26 protein-coding genes and 1 tRNA gene are annotated in these 24,606 nt (G+C 47.6%); 17 read left to right on the forward strand and 10 right to left on the reverse strand.

All coding sequences use genetic code 11. The annotated features are described in order from the left end of the window. The first annotated feature begins 201 nt into the window (after positions 1-201). Complete coding sequence (locus tag ACQY2W_RS01325) at positions 202-729, forward strand: type IV pilin protein (RefSeq protein ID WP_428048779.1); 528 nt, start codon at positions 202-204, stop codon at positions 727-729. 2 nt (positions 730-731) lie between these two features. Here ACQY2W_RS01325 and ACQY2W_RS01330 read toward each other — a convergent pair whose 3' ends face one another. Continuing rightward, the gene (locus ACQY2W_RS01330; protein ID WP_428048780.1) at positions 732-2,675 is read right to left on the reverse strand and encodes an N-acetylmuramoyl-L-alanine amidase family protein; all 1,944 of its coding nucleotides are present in this window, start codon (positions 2,673-2,675) and stop codon (positions 732-734) included. 25 nt (positions 2,676-2,700) lie between these two features. On the opposite strand from ACQY2W_RS01330, the gene ACQY2W_RS01335 reads away from it, so the two are divergent. From ACQY2W_RS01335 to ACQY2W_RS01355, 5 genes are all read left to right on the forward strand, one after another. Continuing rightward, entirely contained in the window at positions 2,701-3,453 is a 753-nt protein-coding gene (locus tag ACQY2W_RS01335; RefSeq protein WP_428048781.1) for a Nif3-like dinuclear metal center hexameric protein, read from the forward strand. 20 nt (positions 3,454-3,473) lie between these two features. Continuing rightward, the gene (locus ACQY2W_RS01340; protein ID WP_428048782.1) at positions 3,474-4,709 is read left to right on the forward strand and encodes a M20 family metallo-hydrolase; all 1,236 of its coding nucleotides are present in this window, start codon (positions 3,474-3,476) and stop codon (positions 4,707-4,709) included. A 13-nt stretch (positions 4,710-4,722) separates the two neighbouring features. Further along, positions 4,723-5,139, forward strand: a complete 417-nt coding sequence (locus ACQY2W_RS01345; protein ID WP_428048783.1) for a hypothetical protein — start codon at positions 4,723-4,725, stop codon at positions 5,137-5,139. A 5-nt stretch (positions 5,140-5,144) separates the two neighbouring features. Continuing rightward, positions 5,145-5,927, forward strand: a complete 783-nt coding sequence (locus ACQY2W_RS01350) for a prepilin peptidase (RefSeq protein ID WP_428048784.1) — start codon at positions 5,145-5,147, stop codon at positions 5,925-5,927. Positions 5,928-6,393: 466 nt separating this feature from the next. Next, positions 6,394-6,933, forward strand: a complete 540-nt coding sequence (locus ACQY2W_RS01355; protein ID WP_428048785.1) for a type IV pilin protein — start codon at positions 6,394-6,396, stop codon at positions 6,931-6,933. A gap of 54 nt (positions 6,934-6,987) precedes the next feature. Here the strand turns inward: ACQY2W_RS01355 and rdgB are convergent, their stop codons facing one another. Then, positions 6,988-7,602 carry an RdgB/HAM1 family non-canonical purine NTP pyrophosphatase gene (gene rdgB, locus ACQY2W_RS01360; protein WP_428048786.1) on the reverse strand — a complete coding sequence of 205 codons (615 nt, stop codon included), beginning with the start codon at positions 7,600-7,602 and terminating at the stop codon, positions 6,988-6,990. Between the two features lie 9 nt (positions 7,603-7,611). After that, positions 7,612-9,039, reverse strand: coding sequence for a tripeptide aminopeptidase PepT (gene pepT, locus ACQY2W_RS01365; protein ID WP_428048787.1), 1,428 nt, complete (start codon positions 9,037-9,039; stop codon positions 7,612-7,614). Positions 9,040-9,397: 358 nt separating this feature from the next. Between pepT and ACQY2W_RS01370 the strand changes: the two genes are divergently transcribed. After that, the gene (locus ACQY2W_RS01370; protein ID WP_428048788.1) at positions 9,398-9,898 is read left to right on the forward strand and encodes a type IV pilin protein; all 501 of its coding nucleotides are present in this window, start codon (positions 9,398-9,400) and stop codon (positions 9,896-9,898) included. Between the two features lie 17 nt (positions 9,899-9,915). Here ACQY2W_RS01370 and ACQY2W_RS01375 read toward each other — a convergent pair whose 3' ends face one another. Both ACQY2W_RS01375 and ACQY2W_RS01380 read right to left on the reverse strand, forming a co-directional pair. Next, positions 9,916-12,579, reverse strand: coding sequence for a 4-alpha-glucanotransferase (locus ACQY2W_RS01375; RefSeq protein WP_428048789.1), 2,664 nt, complete (start codon positions 12,577-12,579; stop codon positions 9,916-9,918). Continuing rightward, positions 12,576-13,895, reverse strand: a complete 1,320-nt coding sequence (locus ACQY2W_RS01380; protein WP_428048790.1) for an MFS transporter — start codon at positions 13,893-13,895, stop codon at positions 12,576-12,578. The genes ACQY2W_RS01375 and ACQY2W_RS01380 overlap by 4 nt, the downstream gene beginning before the upstream one ends. Positions 13,896-14,014: 119 nt before the next feature. Between ACQY2W_RS01380 and ACQY2W_RS01385 the strand changes: the two genes are divergently transcribed. Together ACQY2W_RS01385 and ACQY2W_RS01390 are read left to right on the forward strand one after the other, a co-directional pair. Continuing rightward, the gene (locus ACQY2W_RS01385; protein ID WP_428048791.1) at positions 14,015-15,169 is read left to right on the forward strand and encodes a sigma-70 family RNA polymerase sigma factor; all 1,155 of its coding nucleotides are present in this window, start codon (positions 14,015-14,017) and stop codon (positions 15,167-15,169) included. Positions 15,170-15,175: 6 nt separating this feature from the next. After that, a tRNA-Arg gene (locus ACQY2W_RS01390) sits at positions 15,176-15,249 on the forward strand. 225 nt (positions 15,250-15,474) lie between these two features. Here ACQY2W_RS01390 and ACQY2W_RS01395 read toward each other — a convergent pair. Next, positions 15,475-16,131 (reverse strand): type IV pilin protein, encoded by a 657-nt coding sequence (locus ACQY2W_RS01395; RefSeq protein ID WP_428048792.1) that lies wholly within the window; start codon positions 16,129-16,131, stop codon positions 15,475-15,477. 228 nt (positions 16,132-16,359) lie between these two features. Between ACQY2W_RS01395 and ACQY2W_RS01400 the strand changes: the two genes are divergently transcribed. The 8 genes from ACQY2W_RS01400 (at position 16,360) to ACQY2W_RS01435 (ending at position 20,839) form a co-directional block, all read left to right on the forward strand. After that, positions 16,360-16,953 (forward strand): nitroreductase family protein, encoded by a 594-nt coding sequence (locus ACQY2W_RS01400; RefSeq protein ID WP_428048793.1) that lies wholly within the window; start codon positions 16,360-16,362, stop codon positions 16,951-16,953. A gap of 74 nt (positions 16,954-17,027) precedes the next feature. Next, complete coding sequence (locus ACQY2W_RS01405; protein WP_428048794.1) at positions 17,028-18,221, forward strand: hypothetical protein; 1,194 nt, start codon at positions 17,028-17,030, stop codon at positions 18,219-18,221. Positions 18,222-18,400: 179 nt separating this feature from the next. After that, positions 18,401-18,721, forward strand: coding sequence for a 30S ribosomal protein S6 (gene rpsF, locus ACQY2W_RS01410; protein ID WP_428048795.1), 321 nt, complete (start codon positions 18,401-18,403; stop codon positions 18,719-18,721). Between the two features lie 11 nt (positions 18,722-18,732). Continuing rightward, positions 18,733-19,179 carry a single-stranded DNA-binding protein gene (locus ACQY2W_RS01415; RefSeq protein ID WP_428048796.1) on the forward strand — a complete coding sequence of 149 codons (447 nt, stop codon included), beginning with the start codon at positions 18,733-18,735 and terminating at the stop codon, positions 19,177-19,179. A gap of 17 nt (positions 19,180-19,196) precedes the next feature. Then, positions 19,197-19,517: a 30S ribosomal protein S18 gene (gene rpsR, locus ACQY2W_RS01420; RefSeq protein ID WP_428048797.1), complete on the forward strand. Its 321-nt coding sequence runs from the start codon at positions 19,197-19,199 to the stop codon at positions 19,515-19,517. 14 nt (positions 19,518-19,531) lie between these two features. Further along, the gene (gene rplI, locus ACQY2W_RS01425) at positions 19,532-20,044 is read left to right on the forward strand and encodes a 50S ribosomal protein L9 (protein ID WP_428048798.1); all 513 of its coding nucleotides are present in this window, start codon (positions 19,532-19,534) and stop codon (positions 20,042-20,044) included. 142 nt (positions 20,045-20,186) lie between these two features. Continuing rightward, the gene (locus ACQY2W_RS01430) at positions 20,187-20,312 is read left to right on the forward strand and encodes a hypothetical protein (protein ID WP_428048799.1); all 126 of its coding nucleotides are present in this window, start codon (positions 20,187-20,189) and stop codon (positions 20,310-20,312) included. Next, positions 20,309-20,839: a type IV pilin protein gene (locus tag ACQY2W_RS01435; RefSeq protein WP_428048800.1), complete on the forward strand. Its 531-nt coding sequence runs from the start codon at positions 20,309-20,311 to the stop codon at positions 20,837-20,839. The genes ACQY2W_RS01430 and ACQY2W_RS01435 overlap by 4 nt, the downstream gene beginning before the upstream one ends. Before the next feature lie 14 nt (positions 20,840-20,853). Here ACQY2W_RS01435 and ACQY2W_RS01440 read toward each other — a convergent pair whose 3' ends face one another. From ACQY2W_RS01440 to ACQY2W_RS01455, 4 genes are read right to left on the reverse strand one after another with little or no spacing between them, the layout of a single operon-like run. Next, positions 20,854-21,396, reverse strand: a complete 543-nt coding sequence (locus ACQY2W_RS01440; protein WP_428048801.1) for a DJ-1/PfpI family protein — start codon at positions 21,394-21,396, stop codon at positions 20,854-20,856. Positions 21,397-21,437: 41 nt separating this feature from the next. Further along, positions 21,438-22,598: a methionine adenosyltransferase gene (gene metK, locus ACQY2W_RS01445; protein WP_428048802.1), complete on the reverse strand. Its 1,161-nt coding sequence runs from the start codon at positions 22,596-22,598 to the stop codon at positions 21,438-21,440. A gap of 44 nt (positions 22,599-22,642) precedes the next feature. Further along, complete coding sequence (locus ACQY2W_RS01450; protein WP_428048803.1) at positions 22,643-24,109, reverse strand: M20/M25/M40 family metallo-hydrolase; 1,467 nt, start codon at positions 24,107-24,109, stop codon at positions 22,643-22,645. Continuing rightward, on the reverse strand, positions 24,106-24,546 hold the full coding sequence (locus ACQY2W_RS01455) for a DUF192 domain-containing protein (protein WP_428048804.1): 441 nt from the start codon (positions 24,544-24,546) through the stop codon (positions 24,106-24,108). Before ACQY2W_RS01455 ends, ACQY2W_RS01450 begins: the two co-directional genes overlap by 4 nt. Positions 24,547-24,606: the final 60 nt, after the last annotated feature.

A 24,606-nucleotide genomic window follows, 5' to 3' on the forward strand; every position in this document is an offset into this window, starting at 1 on the left:
CATGAAAAATTTCTTATCCATTTCGGCGCTTTTTATAAACAGCACTCAAGGGGCGGATAAACAACAACAGCAAAAGAACACAACAAAAACAGTGTGGCTCTAATTAAGTGGAAGTTGAGTCCCAAAATGCCTGCCCCCGGCAAGGGGGTTGACATCGTTTTTTTTTTGCTACATTTTATTTGTTGATAAAAAGGAGGTTGTATGAAAAACAAACAAGCGTTTACGCTTATTGAATTATTGGTTGTCGTTCTTATCATCGGCATACTCGCCGCGGTCGCGCTCCCGCAGTATCAAAAAGCGGTGTGGAAAAGCCGCGCGGTGCAACTGATGACGTTGTCCAAAAGTTTAGCTACGGCCCAACAAATGTATAAATTGGCTAACGGCTCAAACGCGCTTACGTTTAGCGAGTTAGATTTGGGGTTTGATAATTGGACCGCGGCCGATGCGTCCACTTTGGGAGCTGTCGCGCCGGCCGGCGGAGATGTGGCCCGTTATAATGACGATTTTGAATTGGTGCTCAATTACACGGGTGGAAACGGAAATTTAGCTCTGTTTCGCAAGGGGAAATATAAAGGGAACGGTTTTTATACAAACATGAACGGAAAAATTTATTGTATGGAGTGGTTCCATTATTATAAGGAAGAAGCCGGGAGTTTTTGCCAAAAAGTATTGGGAGCTCCTGCGTTATCTATCACGGAGTCTAACGTGCGTTATTACGCGATGCCCTAAATTTATTTTCCGGCTTTTAAGACGGGTTTTGGTCCGGCGCGAAGATACGTTTTTTTAGCCGGCTTTTGGGAAGAACGGCGGGCTTTTTTCGCCGTTTTCTTTTGAGGTTGCGGCGGCACTTTAACACCGTAGAATTTCAAAATACCCTCATACAATGCTTTTACTAACGGCGCACGGCCTTGCCTGGTGCGGGCCATTTGCTCTTGCTCGGGGATCATCATATACGCGTTTTCTACTAAGATACTGGGAATTTGCGGGATACGCGGGATAAACAAAACATCATTTGCTATCATGCCGTTGTCGGGCAATTTGACGTTTTTAGTAAACGATTGGTACACCGCTTGAGCCAGTTTAAAACTGTGCGGATAATTGTAATACACCGAGTAGCCGCGGTGCCGCGAAAGCGGGTTAATCGTTTCCGGCAGTGCGTTATAGTGCAAGCTGACAAAAATGTGGGCGTTCTCTTGCAAGGCCTGTTCATAACGTTCTTGCAAACTTTTGCGGTTGTTGCCGCGGCGCGTCAAAATGACCGTTGCGCCTTGTTTTTCCAATAACGGTTTTAAATCTTCCGCCAATGCTAGCGTGCCTTCATACTCCAGGTATCCCGTCGGGCCGACCGCTCCGTCGTACGGGGCTTTGCGCCGCGGGCTGTGTCCCGCGTCTAATAAAATACGCGCACCGGCCAGCGGTTTATTTTTAGTAGGCGTTAGAGTTGGATTGTGGATAAAGTCCAATACTAAATTGCCGTCTTCAAAATCGTACGCGTGGCCCCACGGGAGCGTATCGGGGCGGAAATAAATTTTAAATAAAATCGTGTTTTTTTCCGGCTCAGACCACGTAACATTTTCCACCACGGGGCTAGTGGTATCGGCGGTAAAATTTTCATCAAAACCGTCTGTGTAGTAGAAAGTAAGTTCAAAACGGTTGTTAAATTCATGCACGCTAATCGGTACAGGATGTTTCCCCGCAAAAGTTAAACGGGTTTTGTCGGGTTGTACGGTTAAATTCATTTCTTGCAAATGATTGGGAGTATTTGCGGTTGTTTCTGTTACGTGCAGCTTATCCATTTCCAACCAAGCGGTTTCGCTGTCGTTTAAGCGGATGCGGTATTGTTCGTTTAACCGCCCGTTAATTTGCACGTTGCCGTAGGCACGGTAGAACGGATATAAGTTTTCACGCGCGGTGGGGATCTTGCGAAGTTTTACTCCGTCGGAAGTGATTTGAGCGGTACGCAACGATTCTTTTTCGCTTAAAATCTTAATTTTTTCTTTAGCGGTAATTTTTGTGTTCGTGTGGGTTGTTGGATCTTTCAAGCGGTAAACTGCTTTGACGGTTTTGGGTTTTTGTTCCGGGTCAATGACAAATTGCGCCCGGTATACGCCCGGCGAAGAAGCCATTTCTTTAAGCGAAATGCTTTTTCCGTTTTTCAGCCCGGATAAACTGGCGGTCACTTCCGCACCCGGCGTGCCGCGCGCGTACAGGTCCAACGTGTCGCCGGGGAGCATTTCTACCGGCGTTTTAGGGAAAATTTCTTCTTCGTCAAATTCGGCTTTGCCGGAAAAATCTTTAATATCCGCTCCCGGCACGGTAATATGCCGCACCGCCCGATACGTATTGGAAACGGTTTTAGCAGTCAGTTCAAACGTAAAATTTCCGCTTTGTACGGGCAGGAACGTTAAAAATGCGCCGTTGTCTTGCACGGGTACGGACGTGCCGTTAATATCCAGCGTAACGGGGGACGGTAAGTTAATTTGCCCGAAGAGAAAAATGGCTTTTGCGCCGCGGGCCACGGTCAAATTTTCTTGCGGAAATTGTACGGTAATGGGCGCATTTTTCGGGGCAGTTTTTTCTTGGGCGGGCAGATAAGGGGCTACGGGTAATTCTTGCGCTTGGGCTACCGTCCACGCAAAAAAAAGAAGTAAAAGTAAAGAAAGTGTTTTGTTCATCCTTATAAAATGATAACATAATTATATGGGGAATTGTGAAGACATTATCCAATTTTTAGACACGTACTTAAACAGCGCGCGTATTACGGACATGAGCCACAACGGTTTACAAGTGGCCGGTACGCCGCGGGTGGAAAAAATTGTTTTTGGGGTTTCGGCCTCGTTGGAACTTTTCCGCAAAGCTAAAATGGCGGGAGCCGATTTAATCATTGTGCACCACGGGCTTTTGTGGGGGCAGGAACAGCCGCTTACGGGGATGTTTCGCGAGCGGGTCGCGTTTTTGCTTAAGCACGATATCAACTTGGCTGCCTATCATTTGCCGCTAGACAAACACCCGGTCGTCGGGCACAATGCGTGTTTGATGCGCGCGGTAAACGCGTTGCAAATCAAACCGTTTGGCGAGTATCACGGCGAAACTATCGGGTACAGCGGTGTGGTGGAAAATAAACCGCTTACCGAACTGGTACAAACGTGGGAAGAATTTTGCCAAACAAAAGCGCAAGTGCTTTCGTTCGGGCCGTCTAAAATTAACACGTTGGGAGTGGTTAGCGGCGGCGCACACAGCATGTTGCCGCAAGCGATTGACCAACACTTAGATCTATACGTTACCGGGGTGTTAGATGAACCCGTACAAGAATGGTGCCGGGAAGGCCATATCAACTGCGTGGCTCTGGGGCATTACAATTCCGAGAAGTGCGGCATCTTGGCTTTGCAGGAGCTTGTGGGAAAACACTTCAAAGTGGAAACCGAATTTATTGATATCGCAAACCCGATTTAATTAGTTAGAGGAGTCAAAAAATGGACGAAAAGACAGTACTTAAAAAAATTGATACCTATTCGCAGGATGTGATTGATTTGCAAACCAATATGATTGCCTGCCCGGCGGTTGCTCCGGCTTCCGGCGGTACGGGGGAAGGGGAAAAGGCGGCGTATTTACTTTCCGTTGTAAAAAAGATGAAATTTGATGAGGTCGTAGTAATCAACGTGCCGGATGCCCACGCGCCGACCGGCGTGCGCCCGAATATTTTGGCGAAATACTACGGTCAAAATAAAGAAAAAACTTTGTGGGTCATGGCCCACATGGATGTGGTGCCGGCGGGTGATTTGTCGTTGTGGGAGACGGATCCGTTTAAAGCGGTTGTCAAAGGGGATAAAATTTATGGGCGCGGCTCGGAAGATAACCAACAGGGTATTGTGTCGGGGTTGCTCGCGGTAAAAGCAATGATGGACCTGGGCGTCCGCCCTCCGTGCAACTACGCGCTTTTATTAAATGCCGATGAGGAAATGGGTAGCGAGTTCGGTCTTTTAGCTATCTTAAAGAAACACGGCCACTTGTTTGGCCCGCAAGATGTATTTTTAGTACCCGACGGCGGATTACCGGACGGAACCATGGTAGAAGTAGCCGAGAAAAATATGCTCTGGGCCAAATTTACCGTTATGGGCAAACCGACACACGCTTCCACGCCACACGCGGGAATCAATGCTAACCGGGCGGGAGCGTACCTGCAAATAGCCCTTGACGAACGGTTGCATAAAAAATTTAATAAAAAAGATAAGCTCTTTGCTCCGGAAGTTAAAAGCACGTTTGAGCCGACCAAACGCTTGGCCAATGTGCCTAACGTAAATACAATTCCCGGCCGCGATGAGTTTTATATGGACTGCCGCGTTTTGCCCCGGTACGATAATGAAAAAGTAATTAAGGAAATGAACAAAATCGCCCGGAAGATAGAGAAGAAATTTGGAGTTTCCGTCACGGTAGAGACTCCGATTAACGAATGGTCCAAATCTACCGATCCCAAACACCCGGTAGTACAGTTGACCCGCACCGCGGTACAGACAGTATACAAGAATAACCCCCGCATTATGGGTGTAGGCGGCGGTACGGTAGGTGCGTACTTGCGCAATGCGGGCTTTCCGGCGGTGGTTTATGCCAAGCTGGACGAAACTATGCACCAGCCCAACGAATACTCCAGCATCAAAAATACATTAGGCGATGCCAAAGTGTTTGCGTTAGTGGCGATGCGTTTTAATTAGCAAGAGGTAAACGATGAAAAAAGGTTTTACAACCGTTGAAATAGTAGTTATTATAGCGGTATTGGTGTTTTTATTCGTGTTTACGGTGCCTAAATTTATGACGCTGGTGCACAAAGCCCAAGAAGGCAGCACAAAACACCAACTGATGCGTGTGCGTAGTGCTATTGCGGCGTATTATGGTGAAAACCAAGGTACGTATCCGACGGATGATTTGTCCAGCTTGGTGCCGCAATATTTGGAAAAAATGCCTGAGGCCCGCGTGCCCGGTACGGCTCCGTCAGCCCACGTTTCTACCGGAAATTTTGAAACCGCGTTTACCAAAGTGGGCGGTTGGGCGTATGTGAACGATCCGGCCGATCCGCGTTACGGCGATTTCTTTGTCAATTCCGATAAAGAAGACAGCTACGGCAAAGCGTGGTACACGCATTAACCGCTATGACGGCTTTTATCCTCACGTTTGCTTTTTTATTCGGTTTGGTGTTTGGCAGTTTTTTAAATGTCTGCATCTACCGCATCCCGCGTGGTAAATCTGTTGCGTGGCCGCCGTCGGCTTGCCCGCAATGTGGCGCGGCGATCAAATGGTATGATAACATCCCGCTGATTAGTTACTTAATTCTTTTGGGTAAATGCCGCCAATGCAAAAAACCGATATCGTTGCAATATCCCGTGGTAGAACTTATTACCGGGCTGCTTACGGTATTGTTTGTATGGCGGTATGGAATAAGCGTGTGGACGTTTGCGGTGTTGGTGGCGGTATATGCGCTGATTTGTTTGTCCGTCATTGACTTTGAACTCATGATTATCCCGGACCGCTTTTCATTAGGGCTGATTGTGTGGGGCTTATTGTTTGCGTGGGCTAACCCCAATTTTAGCGGTATGTGGTGGCAGAAAGAATTATATGCCTTGTTGGGGGCGGCTACCGGGTTTTTCGGCGTGTTGGCGATTGCGCTAATCGGTACGTGGATATTTAAAAAGGATGCCATGGGCGGTGGCGACGTGAAACTGATGGGCGGCGTCGGTGCGCTTATCGGTTGGGAAGGCGTGTTGACCACTATTATTTTAGCGTCGTTTTTTGGCTTGGTGTATGCGGTTTTTCTGATGATTTTTAAAGGGAAAAAACGCTCAGACGCTATCCCGTTTGGGCCGTTTTTAAGTATGGGTGCGCTGATAAATTTGTTGTATCTTATCGTGCCGTCCATGCTGGTGATTGAGTTGTAAAAAAATCTCTTGTTGATTTACCCCCGTCTTTCTAAGACGGGGGCTTTTTGTTTGGGTAGGTCAGGCATAGCCTGACCTACATTTGACGTCAGGGTGGCCCCTGACCTATAAATCTCTTTTGTTGCGGCTCTTGTAGGTCGGATGTAAGTCCGACAATATATTACTCTGTTGAGAACGTCGGATTTACGTCCGACCTACGAAAACTCTCTTCATCCCTCGCCCCTTGCGGGAGAGGGTGGCCGGAGGCCGGGTGAGGGGTAATAAAAGCGGGGTATAACAGAACAAGGAAAATAACTTTACTATATACCCCTCATCGGTTTGTTCGGACGATGTCCGCCAAACCACTTCCCCCGCAAGGGGGGAAGTCAAACGGCGTTGTTTTCCCGTCGGTAAAAATTGCCTATTGACATCGTTTTTTTTTTTGCTACATTTTATTTGTTGATAAAAACTATCAAAGGAGAATAACATGAAAAACAAACAAGCATTTACGCTGATTGAATTACTTGTCGTCGTTCTCATCATTGGTATACTCGCGGCGGTGGCGTTGCCGCAATATCGGGTGGCGGTTGGAAAAGCAAGACTGGCTAAAATTATTCCGTCGGTTACAGCGGGTAAAATTGCGCTGGAAATGTACTATTTAGCTAACGGCTCTTATCCGCTTGATTCTACCACAACCGATTTTGGCTTTGATTTGGACTTGCCGGATTGTGGGTCGGGCCGGGCGGGCACAACAGGTGGTATCATTTGTCCGGATGGGAGTTATTATGATTTGTTAGATTACGGAGTAGCTAACGCGGCCGGTTGGTCTAAACCGTATCAAGTGGGTTATATGGTGTGGCTGACGCACTCAGAGCATCCGGACGAAAGGCGGTGTTTAGCCGTTTCCGCAAATGAGGTGGCCAAGAAAATTTGCAAAAGTATGGGCGGTACGGAAATTTCCGGGGAAACACACAGATATTTCAGGGAGACAGCAGGTAGCCCGATAACTGTGTATAAACTCCCCTAAATAGAAATAATAAAAGCCCCGGCGTTAAGCCGGGGCTTTTTGCGTCACTAAAACTTATTTGACGGGCACTTCGGCCGTTAGTTGGGCGGCCAGTTTTTTAAATGCTTTGCCGCGGTGGCTGATTTTATTTTTTTGGTTTTCGGTCAGTTCGGCTAGTGCTTTTTGCCCATCCTCCACCATAAAAATCGGGTCATAGCCAAAGCCGTTATTACCGCGGTAGCCAAAGCCGATGAAACCCTCTAATACACCTTCAAAGGTACGCACATCGCCTTGCGGGGTAGCTAAACACGCCACCGTGCGGAAACGTGCTCCGCGTTGTGGTAAGAGTTTGCCCTCTAATGCGCCTAAGAGTTTGCGGTTGTTTTCATCCGTATCGGCATTTTCTCCGGCGTAGCGGGCGGTGTGAACACCCGGCGCACCGTTAAGGGCCTCTACCTCTAGCCCGGTATCGTCCGAAATGGCGACAAGGCCGGTTTTTTGGGCCGCATATAAAGCTTTTTTGGCGGCGTTTTCTTCTAAGGTACTACCTGTTTCCGCGGGCAGATTTAAACCTTTGAAGTCGGTAAGACTTACATACTCTAACGGAGTGCCTTGTTTGAGTTTGGCGGGCAAAATTTGACGTAATTCCCGCAACTTATTCGGGTTTTCCGTTGCAATTACAATTTTCATAAAGTTATATTATTTTTCCAGTTGGGCTACTAAATTTACAATATGTAAAGCCACTGCATAAGACTTAAACATATCATCTTCACTGAGCCATTCGGTAAAGTTGTGCTCGTTGTTTTGGCCGGTGAAGACAGTGTATGCACCGACGAGCCCTTTTGTTACAAACATAGCCGCGGTCGTGCCTGCGCGGACCGATTTGAAATTCGGTTCTACGCCGGCAGCTTGGCAGGCCTGTTCGGTGATTTCCCGCGTTTTGGGGTGGGAAACTTCGGCCACGTTGTTGTAATTGTTAATCGTTTGGCGGTGAATTTCTACCCCGTAGCGGGTGGCTAGGAGGTTTGCTATGGAATCTGCCCGAAGTTCCCAATCGTTCATTTCTTCGGAATCATAACTGCGTTGGCGGATATCCAGTATAGCCGTAGATACCTTGCCTTTTTCGTAATACATATGGTGTAATTCCACATATCCTTGATCTCCGGTGCTTTTGTTGGGGAGTAATTCTTCCGTGCAAATAGCCGCGCCCAATTCGCACGCGGGTGTCCACGCGTTACGGTAGCCGTTGGTGGCAGCGGCCGATTGGTGACCCGGGTGTCCTTCCACCGTAAAGAAAGTTTGGCGGGCGTTAAAGTTAGCCATCATAATTTCGCCGTTGGAGCCGCCGTCAAAATCAAAAGCAATTTCCGGGCGGTAGTTTACTTCTTCAATAAATTCAGCAGCGCGTCCTACATCCTCGTTGGGGGCCAGTACAATTTGAATCGGTCCGTGCTTGAGTTCGGGGTGTTGGGCAAGCGTTTCCAGCAAGGTCATCATAATAGATAAACCCGCTTTGTCATCTGCGCCCAAGTTGGTGGTGCCGTCGGAAGTAACAACGGTATTGCCGATTTGGGTTTTTAAATACGCGTCGCGGTCGGAATTGGGGTCAATTACTTGGTTGTTTTTAAGCACAATGGGCTTACCGTCATAATTTTTGATCAGTTGGGCTTGCACGTTTTCGGCCGGAACGTCGGGTGTAACGTCATAATGTGCACTAAAACCGAGCACCGGGGCGGGACTCTCTTGGTTGGCGGGGATATTGATAAAAATATAATAATGCTTGGATAGCTCTATATGTACATTTTCGGCAAACCCCATTTGTTGAATTTCGGCGTATAATTTGTTGGCGGTTTCAATTTGGTTGGGGGTAATTTGCATGTCTTCTTGGCTTTGGCTGTTATAGGTTACGTAGCGTAGAAAGCGGTTGAGCAAAGTGGCCCGGTAGGAGTCGGCCAGTTTTTTAAGCATACGCGGGCCGGATGTGCGTGCAGACGCTTCCGCCTGCACGGCGGCGCGGGAAACTTTGTTGTGTAAAGTAAAGGTTGAATTTAAATGGGTAGCGTGTAAAGCACCCGGGAAAAACCCGGTCAGTAACAGTGCGAGGACTAACGAAAGTGATTTGTTCATACCGTCTCCTTAATCAAAGTATATTTTAATTGTAATAATCTGGGCGTTGGCTGACAAGGGCCAAAAGGCCTAAATTTTTTTTAGGTCTTTGGCGGCCCGCAAGGTCTTGCCCCCGGCAAGATTAGCGAAAGCACCGTCAATGAAATTCCCTATTGCCAAAATATCGCATTAAACGCAAACAGGGGTTTTAGGCCTCACGCCTGCCCTGGCGAAGGGCTTTTCTGTATATATTTTTCTCTCGCTCGTCATCCCGCAGGGTTTCTATGCGGGATATAGCGAGAGAAAAAATAAAACTTGACATCGTTTTTTTTTTTTGCTACATTTTATTTGTTGATAAAAACTATCAAAGGAGAATAACATGAAAAACAAACAAGCATTTACGCTTATTGAACTTTTAGTTGTTGTGTTAATCATCGGTATACTTGCCGCGGTGGCAATGCCGCAGTACAAATTAGCGGTTGCCAAGGCGCGCATGACGCAACTGGTTACGCTTGCTAATGCCGTCGTGCAAGCGCAAGAGCGGTATTATTTGGCTAATGGGGAATATACAAACGACTGGTCGTTGTTGGATATAGAAGTGCAGGGGAGTGGTACCGGGCGTTCTAGAACTAATCCCGCGGGTTGGACACTGGAGCTTACTCTTAATAAATTAAATTCCGGCCAACCGGATGCTGTATATGCTACCGATTCGCGCTTGCCGGGGAACCTCCTTATTTTTTCGTATAGTAAAGCTTCAGGAAACATAGGTAAAGCTTGTTATGCTAACTCAAGTAATCAACTTGCCAACGCGATATGTAAAAATGCAACACAGCACCATGTGAGAACTACAAATGATACATGGAGTACATATATTTTTTAAGTGAGAGTTCATGCTTATTACCGTCCGCTGTTTTTAATCATCTCTTTTATTTTCCCGTTAAACCCGTCGGCCTGTAATAATTCTTCCAGCGTCAGGTGCATGCGGTAACGCCAATAGTGGCGCGGGTCGGCGGGGACGTTAATGCGTTCTTCCTCCGGGTGGGGGGAGCGCAGTTTCTCGTCCATGCCCAGCCAATCTTGCCAACCGATCAGCGCTAGCATGGAATTGCTTTTTAAATGTAAATTTAAAATCTCTTCACAAATTTCGCCGCTCATTTCTTCCGGCGCGTCGCCGCTTTTTTTAAGAACGTCGTGCCAAAATTGCTCAGTAACCGCGCGGTCTTCTTTCCACCACGCGCGGAGCACGGACATATCGTGCGTGGACGGCGTGGCTACCGATAAATACGGATAATTAAAAATATCGGCAAACCGCTCTGACGGTTTTTTGGGCATGCGCTGTATTTCTAAACTTAAAATTTGCAATTCGCGCAGTACATCCGGCACGGACGCAGGCACCATGCCCAGGTCTTCTGCGCAACAAAGCATTTGCGTGCATTGGGTAAGTGCGGGCAATTTGGTTAGGGCGTTTTTCTTCCAAAATTCATTATGCCGGTGGAAGAAAAAATCGTTATACAGCCGGATAAAGGCCTGTTGTTCTTGCGCGCTAAGTGTTTGAAAAACTTCTGCTTGCATAGCCGCAATACGCGGATGATATAAGTGGCGGTGTTGGCTGTCGCGCATGAATAACACATTATCACACAAGGCAAATAACGGCTCTTTAAAACAGGCGTATTTTTTCTGCGGCCCGGCGAGCGCTTGTGCAATTTTGCGCTCGGTATCAACGTCCGGGCGCAGTTTAAATAATCCTTGCCCTGCGGCTATCAAAAAATTTTCTTCTATTTCCGGCGCGTGCTGATCAAACAGTTTTTCAAGCGTGTTTGCGGAAATATGCGGCCGCAAAAAAGATTGTTTAAACGGTAAACCAAAACTTTCTATTTCTTCTTGCGAGAGGGGGAGCGCGGGGGAAAACTGCCCTAACAAACCTTGCACGCACGACGCAGGAATTTGCCAAATGCGGAAAAACCCCAACACGTGATCCAGGCGGTATACGTCAAAATACCGGGCCATGTGTTTGAGCCGTTGCCGCCACCAACGGTAATTATCACGCGCCATGACTTCCCAATTATACGTCGGAAAGCCCCAGTTCTGCCCGGTGGCAGAAAAATCATCCGGCGGGGCTCCGGCTTGTGCGTTTAGGTGAAAAAGTTGCGGCTCGGTCCATGCTTCTACGCTAAAAGGCGAAATGCCAATCGGAATATCCCCTTTTAAAATGACCCCCTGTTTGCGTGCATACGCCGCGGCCGCTTGCAGTTGGGTGTGCAACACAAATTGTACGTAATACCAAAAATGAAGTTGCGCTTCATGCTCCGTGCCGGATGCGCAAAAGCGGTGTAAATCTTCATCGGAAAATACGGCGTGCTCGGGCCACGTGTGGAAATCAGCCGTTTTGTATGTATCACGCAGTACGCAAAACATCGCATACGCCGGGAGCCAATGTGCGTTTTGGTGTAAAAATTCGTGAAACTGTGGCGTGCCTAAAACGCGCTCGCCCTCTTCGTCAAACGCGTGTTGCAAATAAGTCAATTTAAGCCGGAGGGCGCGTTCGTAATCTACGGTGGATAATTTATTAAGTGCTTGCTGTTCCTGTTCCGTTTTTTTAGCGGAAGATAATTTAGGCAACGCGCGAACGTCCGCATACAACGGGTGGAGCGCATAGACGGAAATAGCGTTATACGGGTAAGAGTCAGTCCATGTTTTGGTAATGGTGGTATCGTGGACGGGCAATAATTGAATTACTTTTTGCCCGGTTTTGACGGCCCAGTCTACCAGTAATTTTAAATCGCCAAAATCGCCCGTGCCGCTATCCGTTTGACTGCGTAGCGAAAACACCGGCACGACCACTCCGGCTAACCGGAACGGATGCGTGCGCAAAAACTGCGGGCGCAAATTGGGGTATACGTGTTCGGTGCTTGGTAATACAGGCAGTTGCGTAAGTATGCGGTTGGGTCCTTCTTCCCATGTGATATGGTTGGTTTGACGGTTACGCAAGAAAAATTTATATTCAAACGGAGTTTTTAAATGGGCGGCGTTTAGTGTAATTTTCCACGTGTGGGGTTGTGTTTTGTATAACATGGGCGCGCCTTGCGTTTTCCAGTTACCCAGAGAGGGTAAATTACCGCAGAGGCCTACGTCTGTGTCGGCGGGTAGGTTAGGTAGTTGCACCAGAAAACTCACACTGCACAGGTATGCCGTAGCCGGGGTGCGAAGCACCGGGATGTGCTCGGTAATGCAAGCGGAATAGAGCCAAGATTTTGCCGGTAAATCTTGCCATTGGTCGTGGATAACATACGTGTCCGTATGAGGGTCAAACAGCACACAGCGCGGGATAGTTTGCCATTCACTGCGTACTACTTTTGGGCCGCGCCGTACTTCGTAATGATATTGTACGTAGAGGGGTTGCTTGATGTGCAGTACGGTTTCCCCGTGCCAATTTTCCCCGTCGGGCGAATTTAATTCTATATGTACGCGGCGGTCTTCCGGCCGGGCATTTTGGCGGTACAAGACGGCGTGGAGCGTTTGGCCAAAGGCCGTTTTATAATGGATATGAAATTCTAATTTCATGCGTTACTCCTTTCTTGCACGCGCAGCGTAAACAGCGCGGCAATCAACAAGCTGATACCGCCTACACCCACTGCGGCAATCGCGCTGGAGTTAAGTGCGTATTTCATAAACGGACCGAACAGCAAATTCACACAAATTTGCGGAATCACGATAAAGAAATTAAATACGCCCATGTAAAACCCCATTTGATCGTTGGGAATCGCGTTAGCCAGCATGGCATAAGGCATGGATAAAATACTGCTCCACGCAATACCCACACACACCATCGGACCGATTAACGCGTATTTGGAAAATTCCACGCCAAAAAGCGTTAACCCCAAAGCACCCAGCCCCAGCCCGCCGATTGTCAAACAAACGATGTGAATTTTTTTAGCGGAAAATTTGGTTGTCAGCCACAAAAGTAAAAATGCAAAGACAAATGATACGCCGTTGTAGATACCAAAGCACGAGCTGCCCCAGTTAGCGGCAGTTTCGTAGGCGGGTGTGCCGGGGGTAGCGTTGAACACGCCCGAAGCGATACCCGGCGTAAAGTATACCCACATAATCATAAACGCCGCCCACGTGAAAAATTGCACAACGGCCAAACGGCGCATCGTTGTCGGCATAGTGATAAACGCTTGCCACATTTCATCTACTGTTTTACGCAAACTAAACGGCTGTTTTTTGAGTGCGTTAAATTCTTCCATATTAGCGGGAGGATATTCTTGTGTGGTGATTACCGTGCCGATAATCGCCAGTAAAAACACCACCGCCCCTATGTAAAAGGAATAACGCACTGTGGCGGGGATAGAGCCCAGCGGCGCTTGCGTGCTGACGCCGGCCCATGTTAAAATCTGCGGCAGAAACGAAGCAATCACCGCTCCCGCGCCGATCATCACGCTTTGCATCGCATAGCCGGTTTTGCGTTGCTCATTAGGCAGTAAGTCTCCCACAAACGCGCGGAACGGCTCCATGCTCACATTGACGGATGCATCTAATATCCACAGCGCAATCACCGCCATCCAAATAGCCGAGGCCTGCGGCATTAGAAAAAGTGCAATTACGGCAAAAATCGCACCGCCTAAAAAATACGGACGGCGCCGTCCCAGTGCGCACCAGGTCCGGTCGCTGTAATAGCCCACAAGCGGTTGGACGAGTAATCCCGTTACAGGTGCGGCCAACCATAAAAGCGGAATTTGAGATTCGCTTGCTCCCAAGCGCGAATAAATCGCACTCATGTTTCCCATTTGTAAGGCCCAGCCGAACTGGATACCAAAAAAACCCAAACACATATACATAATTTGGGTCAGTGTTTTTTTCGGTGTGGTTGTTTGCATAAAGTACCCCCTGAAGTAATTTATTTTTCATTATAATAATGTTGTTCCTCTCGCATAGTCCGTTTTTAGGGTTAGATTTACAGTGTGGAGTTTTGCCGCAAATTTGATATGATATTTATATGGAACAGGATGAGTCTTTAGATACTACTAACGAGTATTTTAAACATTTGGGCAAAATTACCCAAGAAATTGACCGCGAAGAAACTGCGCGGTTATGGGCGTTGGCCAAGAAAGGCAATAAAGCTGCCAAACATCAAATTTTAGAGAATAATTTGCGCTTAGTAATTCCGACAGCCAAACGCTTTTTGCGCCCCGGTATGGAACTCATGGATCTAATTGAAGAAGGTAACTTGGGGCTTTTGCAAGCCATTGAAAAATATGATCCGTCCAAGGGATACCGTTTTTCTACTTATGCCGTATATTGGATAGAACAATATATCCGTAAATACATTGAAGAACAATCCGGTTCTATTAAAATTCCGTCGCATGCGTGGGGTAATTTGAAACGCTGGTTCCGCGCATGGAATGAACTCAAAGAAGCCAACGGACGTGAGCCGTCTTTGCAAGAAATGGCGCAAGAGTTAGAGTTATCGGCCCGTCAAGTAAAATCTATTATGGATACACTCAGTGCGGCCAAAGGTATTGATTCGTTGGCTACGGTGGTATATGACGAAGAAGATATGACGCTAGAAGACGTGCTCAGCGACGACGGCAAAGGCAACCCGCATGATGTGTTCTTAAAACAAGAAGACCAAAACAGTATCAAACAAAGTATGGCCGATTTAAACGACCGCGACCGCCAAATTGTCATTATGCGCTACGGCTTAGATGATAACGACCCCAAAACATTGGGGGAAGTGGCCGATGAACTGGGGCTTTCGCGCGAGCGGGTCCGCCAAATTGAGGAGCGTGCGATTCGTACCTTGCGGCGCGAAGCGTTGCGCGCGGGATTGATAGAAATGTCCTCACCGGAAGATTTCCGCACACGCAAATTACACGCGGCCATGAAACCGCGAGTTAAAACCAATATCTTAGGCGAAGAACGCCCCCGCGGTGCGTTAGCCAAACTGCTGCAAAAAGCAAAGAACTCGGCACAAAAGAACGTTAAAACGCCGGCGAAAAAAACGGTTAAAAAAGTAACGAAAAAAACGGCTAAAAAAATAAAAGCGGTTAAAAAGGTTGTTTCCAAAAAAACCGCTAAAAAAACCGCGCCGAAAAAATCTGCGTCTAAAAAAGCCGTTGCCAAAAAAGTGCGCCGCAATTTCAAAAAGTAATTTCACGCCCCCGTAGCTCAATTGGATAGAGCGATTCCGTCCTAAGGAAGAGGTTGCGAGTTCAACTCCCGCCGGGGGTATTTCTTCCTAAAAATAGCCTACTTCGTCGTTGCGCCAAACCTTAAATACCTGCGGTGCTGCGCACCGTCCGTGGGCGGTATTCTGCGGTTTGTCGCGCCTAGAATTAGGCTATTTTAGTTTGAAAACCCCGTCAGCGTTCGCAAAAACCGCGAGCCCGGACTGCAGGAAAATTCCGTCAGGAATTTTACCGGAAGGCAACCTCCGCCGGGTACACTTTTTCTGTTTTACCAATAATAATGGGCACGGTTTGTGGTCGAGGTTGTGTGAGAGGGGGTAGACAAACCTGATTCTTGTTTGCAAATTTCATTGCCGATAGGGTCGTCGGCCGCAGGGGAACAACGTTGTTCTCCACCGATATTTGTGGTGGAATTATTTAACACAATTCCGTAGCGCATATCACTTTTGCTGTCTCCACACACAACGGTTGCGTCTACCATAGTACAATAGCCCCAAGAGTAGTAGTAAGAGGTGGGGGAGCTTTTTGTTGGCGTTGGTAAATCAATGGAGAGTTCATTGAAATCCGTGGCATAGGCATTATTGGCTAAGTAATACACTTCTTGGGCTTGTGCGATGGATCGGGTGAGTGCCTTGAGGTTACTGTAACGGCTTTTCTTGACTGCTTTTTGATATTGCGGCAGAGCCACCGCCGCCAAAATGCCGATAATAAGGACGACTACTAATAATTCAATAAGCGTAAAACCGCTATTATAAAAAAAGACGTCATGCTGAACTGACTTAAGCATCTCACCTTGTTGCCGTTTTAGAAAGCGGTGAGATTCCAAATCATTGTAGTTAGACCCCGGATAAAGACCTTCCGGGGCGCGGCCAAACGGTAAGGGCCGCGGTTTGGAATGACATTTAATTTTATTTGTGTTTTTCATATTCTTTGCTCCTTATATATTTTGCGTCCCTTTATTATCGTTTTTTTTTTTGATTTGTCAAGGCCCTCGCCGGGCCGGGCATGAGGCCTCGGACCTCTTGGGGCGTATGATGTTATCTTTTGCAAGGGGGACTTCGTGTTAGTTTATAACGAGTGCGCGGTGTCTCTAATCAAAATAAATCTGTTGCAAAGTCGCTTAAAAAGTTATGCTGTATAAAAAGGAGTTTGTATGACACTACTTGATTTGGCACAAAAACGGCGCTCGTGTTACGCGCTGACAAATAAAATTCCGCTCACAGAAAAACAACTGGTGAACATTGTTCAAACGGCTGTCAAACACGCACCCAGTGCGTTTAACTCACAATCGGCGCGCGTGCTGGTGTTACTGGATGAAAAACACCGCACGTTTTGGAAACTGACCGAAAACGAACTCAAAAAAATCGTGCCGCCGCAAAACTGGGCACAAACAGCCGAAAAAATTACCGCGTTTGCTCAAGCGTGCGGCACTTTATTATTTTTTGAAGATTGGACGGTGGTGGAAAATTTGCAAAACCGTTTTCCTACGTATAAAGATAATTTCCCTATTTGGGCCTATCAAGCCAACGGCATGTTGGAGTATTTGATTTGGACGGCGCTAGCTGAGCAAAACATCGGCGCGAGTTTACAACATTATAACCCGTTGGTGGACGGCGCGGTCCGGCGTACATTTAATGTGCCCGCCGCGTGGAAGTTGGTGGCCCAAATGCCTTTTGGGGGGATTGCCCGGCCCCCTGCTGAAAAAGATTTCTTACCGCTTGATTCTCGGGTGATGGTGGAAAAATAGGTCTTTAGACCTGTCCGGTAATTGGGTCTTTTTTTCGGTTGCTTAATTATAATTTTTTTTATTACAATAAGCGCATGAGAAAATTATATATTACATTAGGAACAGCAGTTTTACTTTGCGGAACTTTTTCTTCCGCTGCCGCCCAAGGCAAAGTTTCTATCTTCAGAGGCGGCGTTCGTACCCCGGTACGCAAGCTTGTTGCCGGTCCGGGTTCCTCTCCCGTAACCCATGTGGGCATTCGCGAGGTTTTCCCCAATGTGGTTATTTTGGATGATGAAAACTTAACGATTGCTACGCGTGATTTTTTGTCCAATGCGGCTACCCCTTCTAAAGTACGCACTTTGGATCCAATGCGCCCACTTGTAAATGCTACTGCCGTAGCTGAACAGATTGCTGCGGTGCCGCATTTTGTTCCGTATGACGGGAACGGTATTTCTCCTTTAAATATGAAAGAATTTCTATCGGCTACGCCGGCAGAAGCACCCCAATGGGTAGGCGCTTTCGGGCTGACCCAAGGGGTTGGAGTGGTTATTATTAGCAAGCAAGGGCCCCGCGTATTGCGGACCAGTGTTGCTTATATTGACAGCAGAACTGAAATCGGTTCGGGCAAATCGGAAGGTTTTTTTCAACAAGCCGTAGATAAAAATGCTACCGATGTGGACGTATATTTGTTAGCCAATAATTCTAACACCGCGCCGAAAAAATATGCCGATAATTATTCGGACCCGGCTAAAGTTCGCCCTGTAAGCAACTCCCCGGATGAAATTGTCCGTCAAGTCAAGGGATATTTGGCGTCTTTCTCCCGTCCTTCTATACACTATTATGAAAAACTAAGCGGCGTGTCGCAGTTCGCCGTTAATACACAGACCGGGTTGTTAAGCAATGGGGTTTCTTTCCCGCGGGATTTCCGTTGGACAGATGTAGATGAGCTACATTTTAATCAGAGTATCCGCAATGCACTCGTCCCGGCCGAATTATCACCTAGCCCGGCGATGAGAGGTATTATCTTGCAACGCACACATCCCGGCAACGGTCCGGTGCGGGAATCGTTCCCGAATTTGGGTGTGGAGATTTTGAACGATGCCGACGGTACTATCCGCCCGATTGCAGGTAGAGAAACTGCGCCGGTAATAGCCCCGGGTAAATTGCCTTTGGGAAGCGGTTTTACGCCGATTGACAACGTCGGTAATAGGTTGGTACGGGAACATTTGCCCGGTGTGGGTTATATTTTAGATGACGAGGCAAACACGTTTGTCCCGGAACAGTAAGTTTTTCCTGTAAGATGTAACAAACCACCCCTTAAACTAAGAAGGGGTGGTTTGTATTTTCCCGTTTGCAAAACTTACTTTTTTGGGTAAAATTTTGTTATAATATATACAAGGTAAAAAGCCGCGGGCTTGTGCCTGCGGTGTTTTTTGCCCCACAAAACGTAAGTAAAAATGAGTCTATGAAAACGTACGAAAGTGTAATTATCGTAAAACCCCAACTCTCCGACGGAGAAGTGGGCGAATTCGTGAATAAAGCCAAAGCTTTAATTACGAGCAAAGGCGGAGAAGTAACCAGCGAAGAAAAATTGGGTCGCCGTAAATTTACCCATGAAATCAATCACGTTCGCGATGGTTTCTATCTCTACTTGAAATTCAAAGCAGAACCCTCTTTTATTAAAGAGTTTGAAAACGCTTTGAAACTCAACGAAAACGTACTGCGCTCCATGACGATGAACGCCGTGGAAGTGAAAGCCAAACCGGCCCCAGTCGTAGTAAAATAAAAGGTTAACATATGCCAGCAGCAATCAAATTGCCGGAACAAAACATAGTCCTTCTAGTCGGACGGTTGACACGTGACCCTAACGTGGCATTTACACAGAAAGGTCAAGCCGTGTGCCGTTGTGATATTGCGGTAAACCGCAGATACTTAGATGCTACCACAAACGAGTGGAAAGATGACACAGTTTTTGTGCCGATAGTAGTTTGGGGCGCGGCAGCCGATCGGTGTAAAGACCGTCTTAAAAAAGGCACGCCTGTTAGTATAGAAGGCCGCTTGACGTCTAGCGAATATACCGATAAAACCACCGGGCAAACCCGCAAAAGCTTGCAGGTTACGGCCCGCCGGATCCAAATCTTGGAATCCGCAGCCGCCGGAGGCACCTACAATGACGGTGCACAAGCGGCCGCAAAGGACGACGTTCCCACCACGGAAGTGATGGAAGACGACGTGCCTTTCTAAATTAAAAGAGGAATCAAATGTCCGAAGAAATTAAAACTGCTCCCGCCGCCGAACAACCGGCTCCCGTAGCCGCGGCCGCCCGCCCGGAAAGACCCGCGCGCGCGTTTGGGAAAAAGCGCTTTGAATCCAGACGCAAAGTCTGCAAATTGTGCGCTGAAAAAATTGATAACATTGACTATAAGAACTTCCAGTTCGTAAAGTCTTTCACGATGGAAAGCGGTAAAATTCTTTCCCGTAGAATTACCGGCACTTGCGCCAAGCACCAACGCCAAATCACTAAAGCGATTAAGCGCGACCGCAACTTGGCTATCTTGCCTTATTCCTTACCCAAAAAATAAGTTGGAGGACGAAGATGAAAGTTATTTTGAAAGAAAACGTCAAAAATTTGGGTATGGTGGGTTCTATCGTAGATGTGAAACCCGGTTATGCCCGCAACTTTTTGGTGCCGCACCGCTTAGCGGAAATTGCCACCGAAGGGGCTATTAAGAATTGGCAACTCGGTGCCGAACGCCGCCAAAAACGCATTGATGCGGAACTGGCCGAAGCGCGCAAAATCGCCGAAAAATTAGCCGGCGTAGTCTTGCCGTTTACCAAAACCGTCAACGCTGATGGCGTAGTGTTTGGCTCTGTCAACAAAGCCGATATCTACAAGGCGTTAAACGAACTTGGACACAACATCTCCAAAGACTCTATTGAGCTTAATATGCCGATTAAAGCTTTGGGCGAAACCGAAGTGGGTATTTATTTGAAACCCACCGTTACCGCCACGATCAAGGTGCAAATTAACCCCTTGACGACGGTAGAAGAAAAAATCGGGGAAGCCAAACCCGAAGCCAAAGCGGACGAAAAAGCCGAAACCAAATAAATAGGTTATACTGCGTTTTGTGTTCCCCATACCCAACCGGGTGTGGGGATTTTTTTGGGTTTTCAGACGGAGAAAAAATAAAACTTGACTTTGTTTTTTTTTTTGCTACATTTTATTTAGTGATACCACAAAGGAGGTTTTTATGGAAAAGGAAAGTTGTTTTAAAGCCGTTGTAGGTCAGGCTATGCCTGACGTCAAACAAGGAAAGATGTTTCTGCCGAAACATTGTCAGGTGAAACCTGACCTACATAAAGGCATTGTCAGGTGAAACCTGACCTACATAAAGGTTTCACGCTTATTGAACTTTTGGTTGTGGTTTTAATCATCGGCATTTTAGCCGCGGTGGCCGTGCCTCAATACGAAAAAGCCGTTATGAAAAGCCGATATTCCACGCTTATGGCATTAACAAAAGCAATTGCCGATGCGGAAGAAACCTATTATTTAGCCAACGGGGAATATACCAATGATTTTGAAGCTCTTGCAATTGAACCGTCGGGTTGCACTCTTTCTGCAGATAAAACTACTTGTACTTATCCGTGGGGAAATTGTCATTTGCGGTTATATTCAGGCCGGGTATCTTGTGAAAATACACAAACATTAAAAAATGCTTATGTCCAATATTTATCACATGGTTTAAATGCCGGGTGGGGCAGGGTTTGTGTCGCCATAGGCAGCACTCGCACTGATAAATATGGCAAATTATGCGAAAATATGAAAGCCACTTTTTTTCAACAAACCGCATGGGGCGGGGCCACTGGTACGGGAGGTGTATCGTCAGCCATTTATTTGTTCTAATCTAAAAGTAATTTTTATCCTTTATAATAAATACTCTTTTTGACTTCGTCGGCTTTTTCGCGGCCGAGTAATTTTTCAATAATGGCCAGTCCGAAATCTACCGTCGCCGCTGCGCTTTGGCCCGTAATCAGGTTGCCGTCCGTGGTAGCATATTCGCCCGTGAACGTGCCGCCAAAGTCCGCATTCATAGAGGTAAAACACGTATATTTTTTGCCTTTGAGTAAACCCATGCGGCCCAAAATGGTGGGGCTTGCGCAAATAGCGGCTACTACTTTTCCGCCCGCTAAAAACTGCTTGATGAGGTTTTGCACATAGCCGTTTTTTTCCAATTTCTCATAGCCCGGTCCGCCCGGCAAGACAAGTGCGTCATAATACGACGCATTTAATCTGGAAAACGCGTGCAAGTTGGTGCACGTGAGCCCAAAGCGGCCTGTGGTGTCTTTATCAGACAGCGCGTAAATATCCACGTCTAGTCCGCCGCGGCTGAGCATGGCATACGTGCCAACGGCCTCTAATTCTTCAAATCCGTCTGCTAAAATTAAGCATACTTTTTTCATAATTCCTCCCGGTAAAAAGCCCCGCGTCGGCGGGGCGTAAATTATTTGACTAATGCTTTGAGCGCGGCTACTTTATCGGTTTTTTCCCACGGGAACTCCTTTCGCCCGAAGTGCCCAAAAGCCGCTGTTTGGCGGTAAATGGGGTTGCGTAATTTAAAGTGTTCAATAATGCCGCGCGGGGTAAGCGGGAACACTTTGCGTGCAATTTTTGCTAATTTTTCGTCAGGCAGGATACCTGTTCCGTCTGTATCTACATAAAAACCGACGGGCTCCTCGCGCCCGATAGCGTAGGCAATTTGCACGGTGCATTCGTTCGCGAGCCTAGCTGCCACGATGTTTTTAGCGATATAGCGCGCCATGTACGCGGCCGAGCGGTCCACTTTGGTCGGGTCTTTGCCCGAGAAAGCACCGCCCCCGTGCGGACAACGTCCGCCGTAGGTATCTACAATAATTTTCCGTCCGGTTAGCCCGGTATCAGATTGCGGCCCGCCGATGACAAATTTGCCCGTCGGGTTGATGTAAATTTTCGTGTTTTTATCCGCCCATTTTTTGACAACGGGCCAGATCGCCGCGTCGGCGATTTCTTTTTTAGATTTCTCGGTAATTTGGTTGCCCGATTTGTCTAAAATCTTTTCGGTATGTTGCGTAGATAAAACGACCGTATCAATGCGCACCGGTTTGCCGTCTTTATATTCCACGGTTACTTGGCTTTTGGCATCCGGGCCTAAATAGTCCAATTTTTTGCTTTTGCGCACACTTTCCAATTTCTTTAAAATTTCGTGCGAAAGTATCAAAGACAGCGGCATATATTCCGGCGTTTCGTTAACGGCGTATCCCACCATTAAACCTTGGTCGCCCGCCCCGCCGACGTCCACCCCTTGGCTGATATCCGGCGATTGCTTGCCGATGACGTTGACGACCGCGCACGTATTGCCGTTAAAACCGAATTGGGCGTTATCATAACCAATGTCTTTAATTACGTCGCGCGCGATTTGCTCCACATCTACCCACGTGCGGGTGGTAATTTCTCCGCCGACGATGACCAGCCCGCGCGTGATGTATGTTTCACACGCTACACGGGCGGTTTTATCTTTGCGTAAAATTTCGTCTAAAATCGCGTCCGAAATTTGGTCACACACTTTGTCCGGGTGTCCTTTAGACACCGATTCCGACGTAAAAAAACACGTTCCTTGCTTAATCATACTACAACTCCTGCATTAAATTTGAGGGGAAAATCTTGTCTATATTATATCATTTCTGCCGGGGCTTCTTCGGCGGGTTTGCTCTCAGCCGGAGCCAGCGGCAACAAATCTTGGCCGTAAGCAAAATCAAACACAATTCCGGCCACAAATTTAAGTTGGTTAAATAAACTGTGTTCGCTGATAAACTCGTCGGCCTCGTGGGTGCGGTTTTCGCTGAGCGGATCCATTTCCGGGCCGAGTCCGTAGGTAATCACGCCCAGTTGGCGCAAAAATTCGTTATCGCCCGAGGCGGGGCTGAGCCCCGGCACGGTAATGGCTCCCGGCATTAGTTTATCGGCGGTGCGGGAAATAGATTTAAAAAGCGGGTCGGTGCCGTCCATCGGTTGCGGAAAGGGCAGTTGGGGCCGCTCAATAATTTCAAACGAAATGTTATCTTCCGGTGCGAAAAGCCCTTGCAGTTGGGCCAGTAATTTATCCGGGTCCGAGCCGGGCAGTAAGCGCGCATTGATGACGGCGGAGGCCTCCTCGCTGGTGGACCCGCTATCTTGGCTGGCCGACAAAACGGTCGGGTTTAGCGTGTCTTGCAATTGCGTGCGGAAGAACGGATCTTGCGCCATAATTTCGGCGGCGGTTTCGCGGTTTTGCGCGTTGCCTTCCAACAAAAAGCGAATGGTTGTTTGTCCGTCCTCGTCTTGCAAGGGCATAATGGCTTTAAAAAATGTACGGGCCGGAGCTGTTAGACGGGCGGGGGGATTGTAGGCGGAAATTTTGGCTAACGCTTGCGAGAGCGTATAGACGGCATTGTCATCTAGGGGCATAGAGGAGTGAACGCCGGTGCCGTGGGCGGTTACTTTGATGTCCATATACATTTTGGTGGAGGCCTCGGCAAACACTAAATCAGCCGGCTCGTTTTGAATAATGCCGCCGCCTTCGTTAAGCGCGTAGCCCGCGTTAATTTTGTCCCAATGCGTATCACGCAACCATTGAAGCCCGGTCGTACTGCCGACTTCTTCCCCTGATGTAGCTAAGAAAATAATATCACGCTTGGGGGTAATTTTTTGTTCTTTAAGCCATGTCAGCAAGGCCAAATAAACGGCTGTATAATTTTTGGCATCGGTGGCACCTAGGCCGTAGATGTTGCCGTCTTTTTCCGTGGCGCGGAAAGGGGGGAACGTCCAGCCCTCGGCGGCGGGGGCAGTGTCTAAATGGGAAATTAAAAGGAGCGGTTTTTGGGTCGGATCACTCCCTTTAATGCGCGCTAATAAATTGGCGTGTTTTTTATCCGGGCGGAAAATATCCCAATCAATGTGGTGTTTGTTAAGCTCTTTATAAATATAACGTGCGGCCTTGATTTCTTGCGGGTCGGGGTGGGAAGTGTCAATGTTAATGAGGTTAATTAAATGACGTTTGGCTTCTTGGTTAAGCGCGTCCCAAGCAGACGTGTCTTCCTGCGCGCAGAGAAAATTGCCGCCGAAAAAGCACAACGCCAATAGTGTGATTAACTTTTTCATTTAAACTCCGTCGGAAATTGCAGTTTAACGCCTTTTTTGATGCCGTGTTTTTTAGCCGTTTTGGCGGCCAGTTCCAACACATATTGCCCGTACCCCTGAGCATAGGCCACTTCGTTATCGGGCGTGTAGGTGTACGAGTGCGGCATTTCATTTGCCACAGATGTAACGGTTTTATCCGCGCCGATAAATACCATATCTAAATCTATGAGTGTGTTTTTCATCCAAAATAAAAGCTCGTCTTCGCTGTCAAACACAAAAAGCATGCCTTCATTTTCGGGCAGTTCGGTTACAAACATCAGTCCCTTTTCGTGTTCTTTGGGTGTAACAGCCAGTTGTGCGGCCACCGCAAATCCGTCGGGTAACGTAACCGTAACGGTGTTTTTCGGTGCGCACGCGCAACTAAGTACCGCTAAAAATATCCATACAAAGCGTTTCATATATAATAAGTGTAGCAAATTCGGGCCTAGGGTGGGTTTGGGTCTTTGGGCCCTTTTGCT

It is taken from the genome of Candidatus Avelusimicrobium caledoniensis (assembly GCF_902756455.1).
Lineage (GTDB): Bacteria > Elusimicrobiota > Elusimicrobia > Elusimicrobiales > Elusimicrobiaceae > Avelusimicrobium > Avelusimicrobium caledoniense.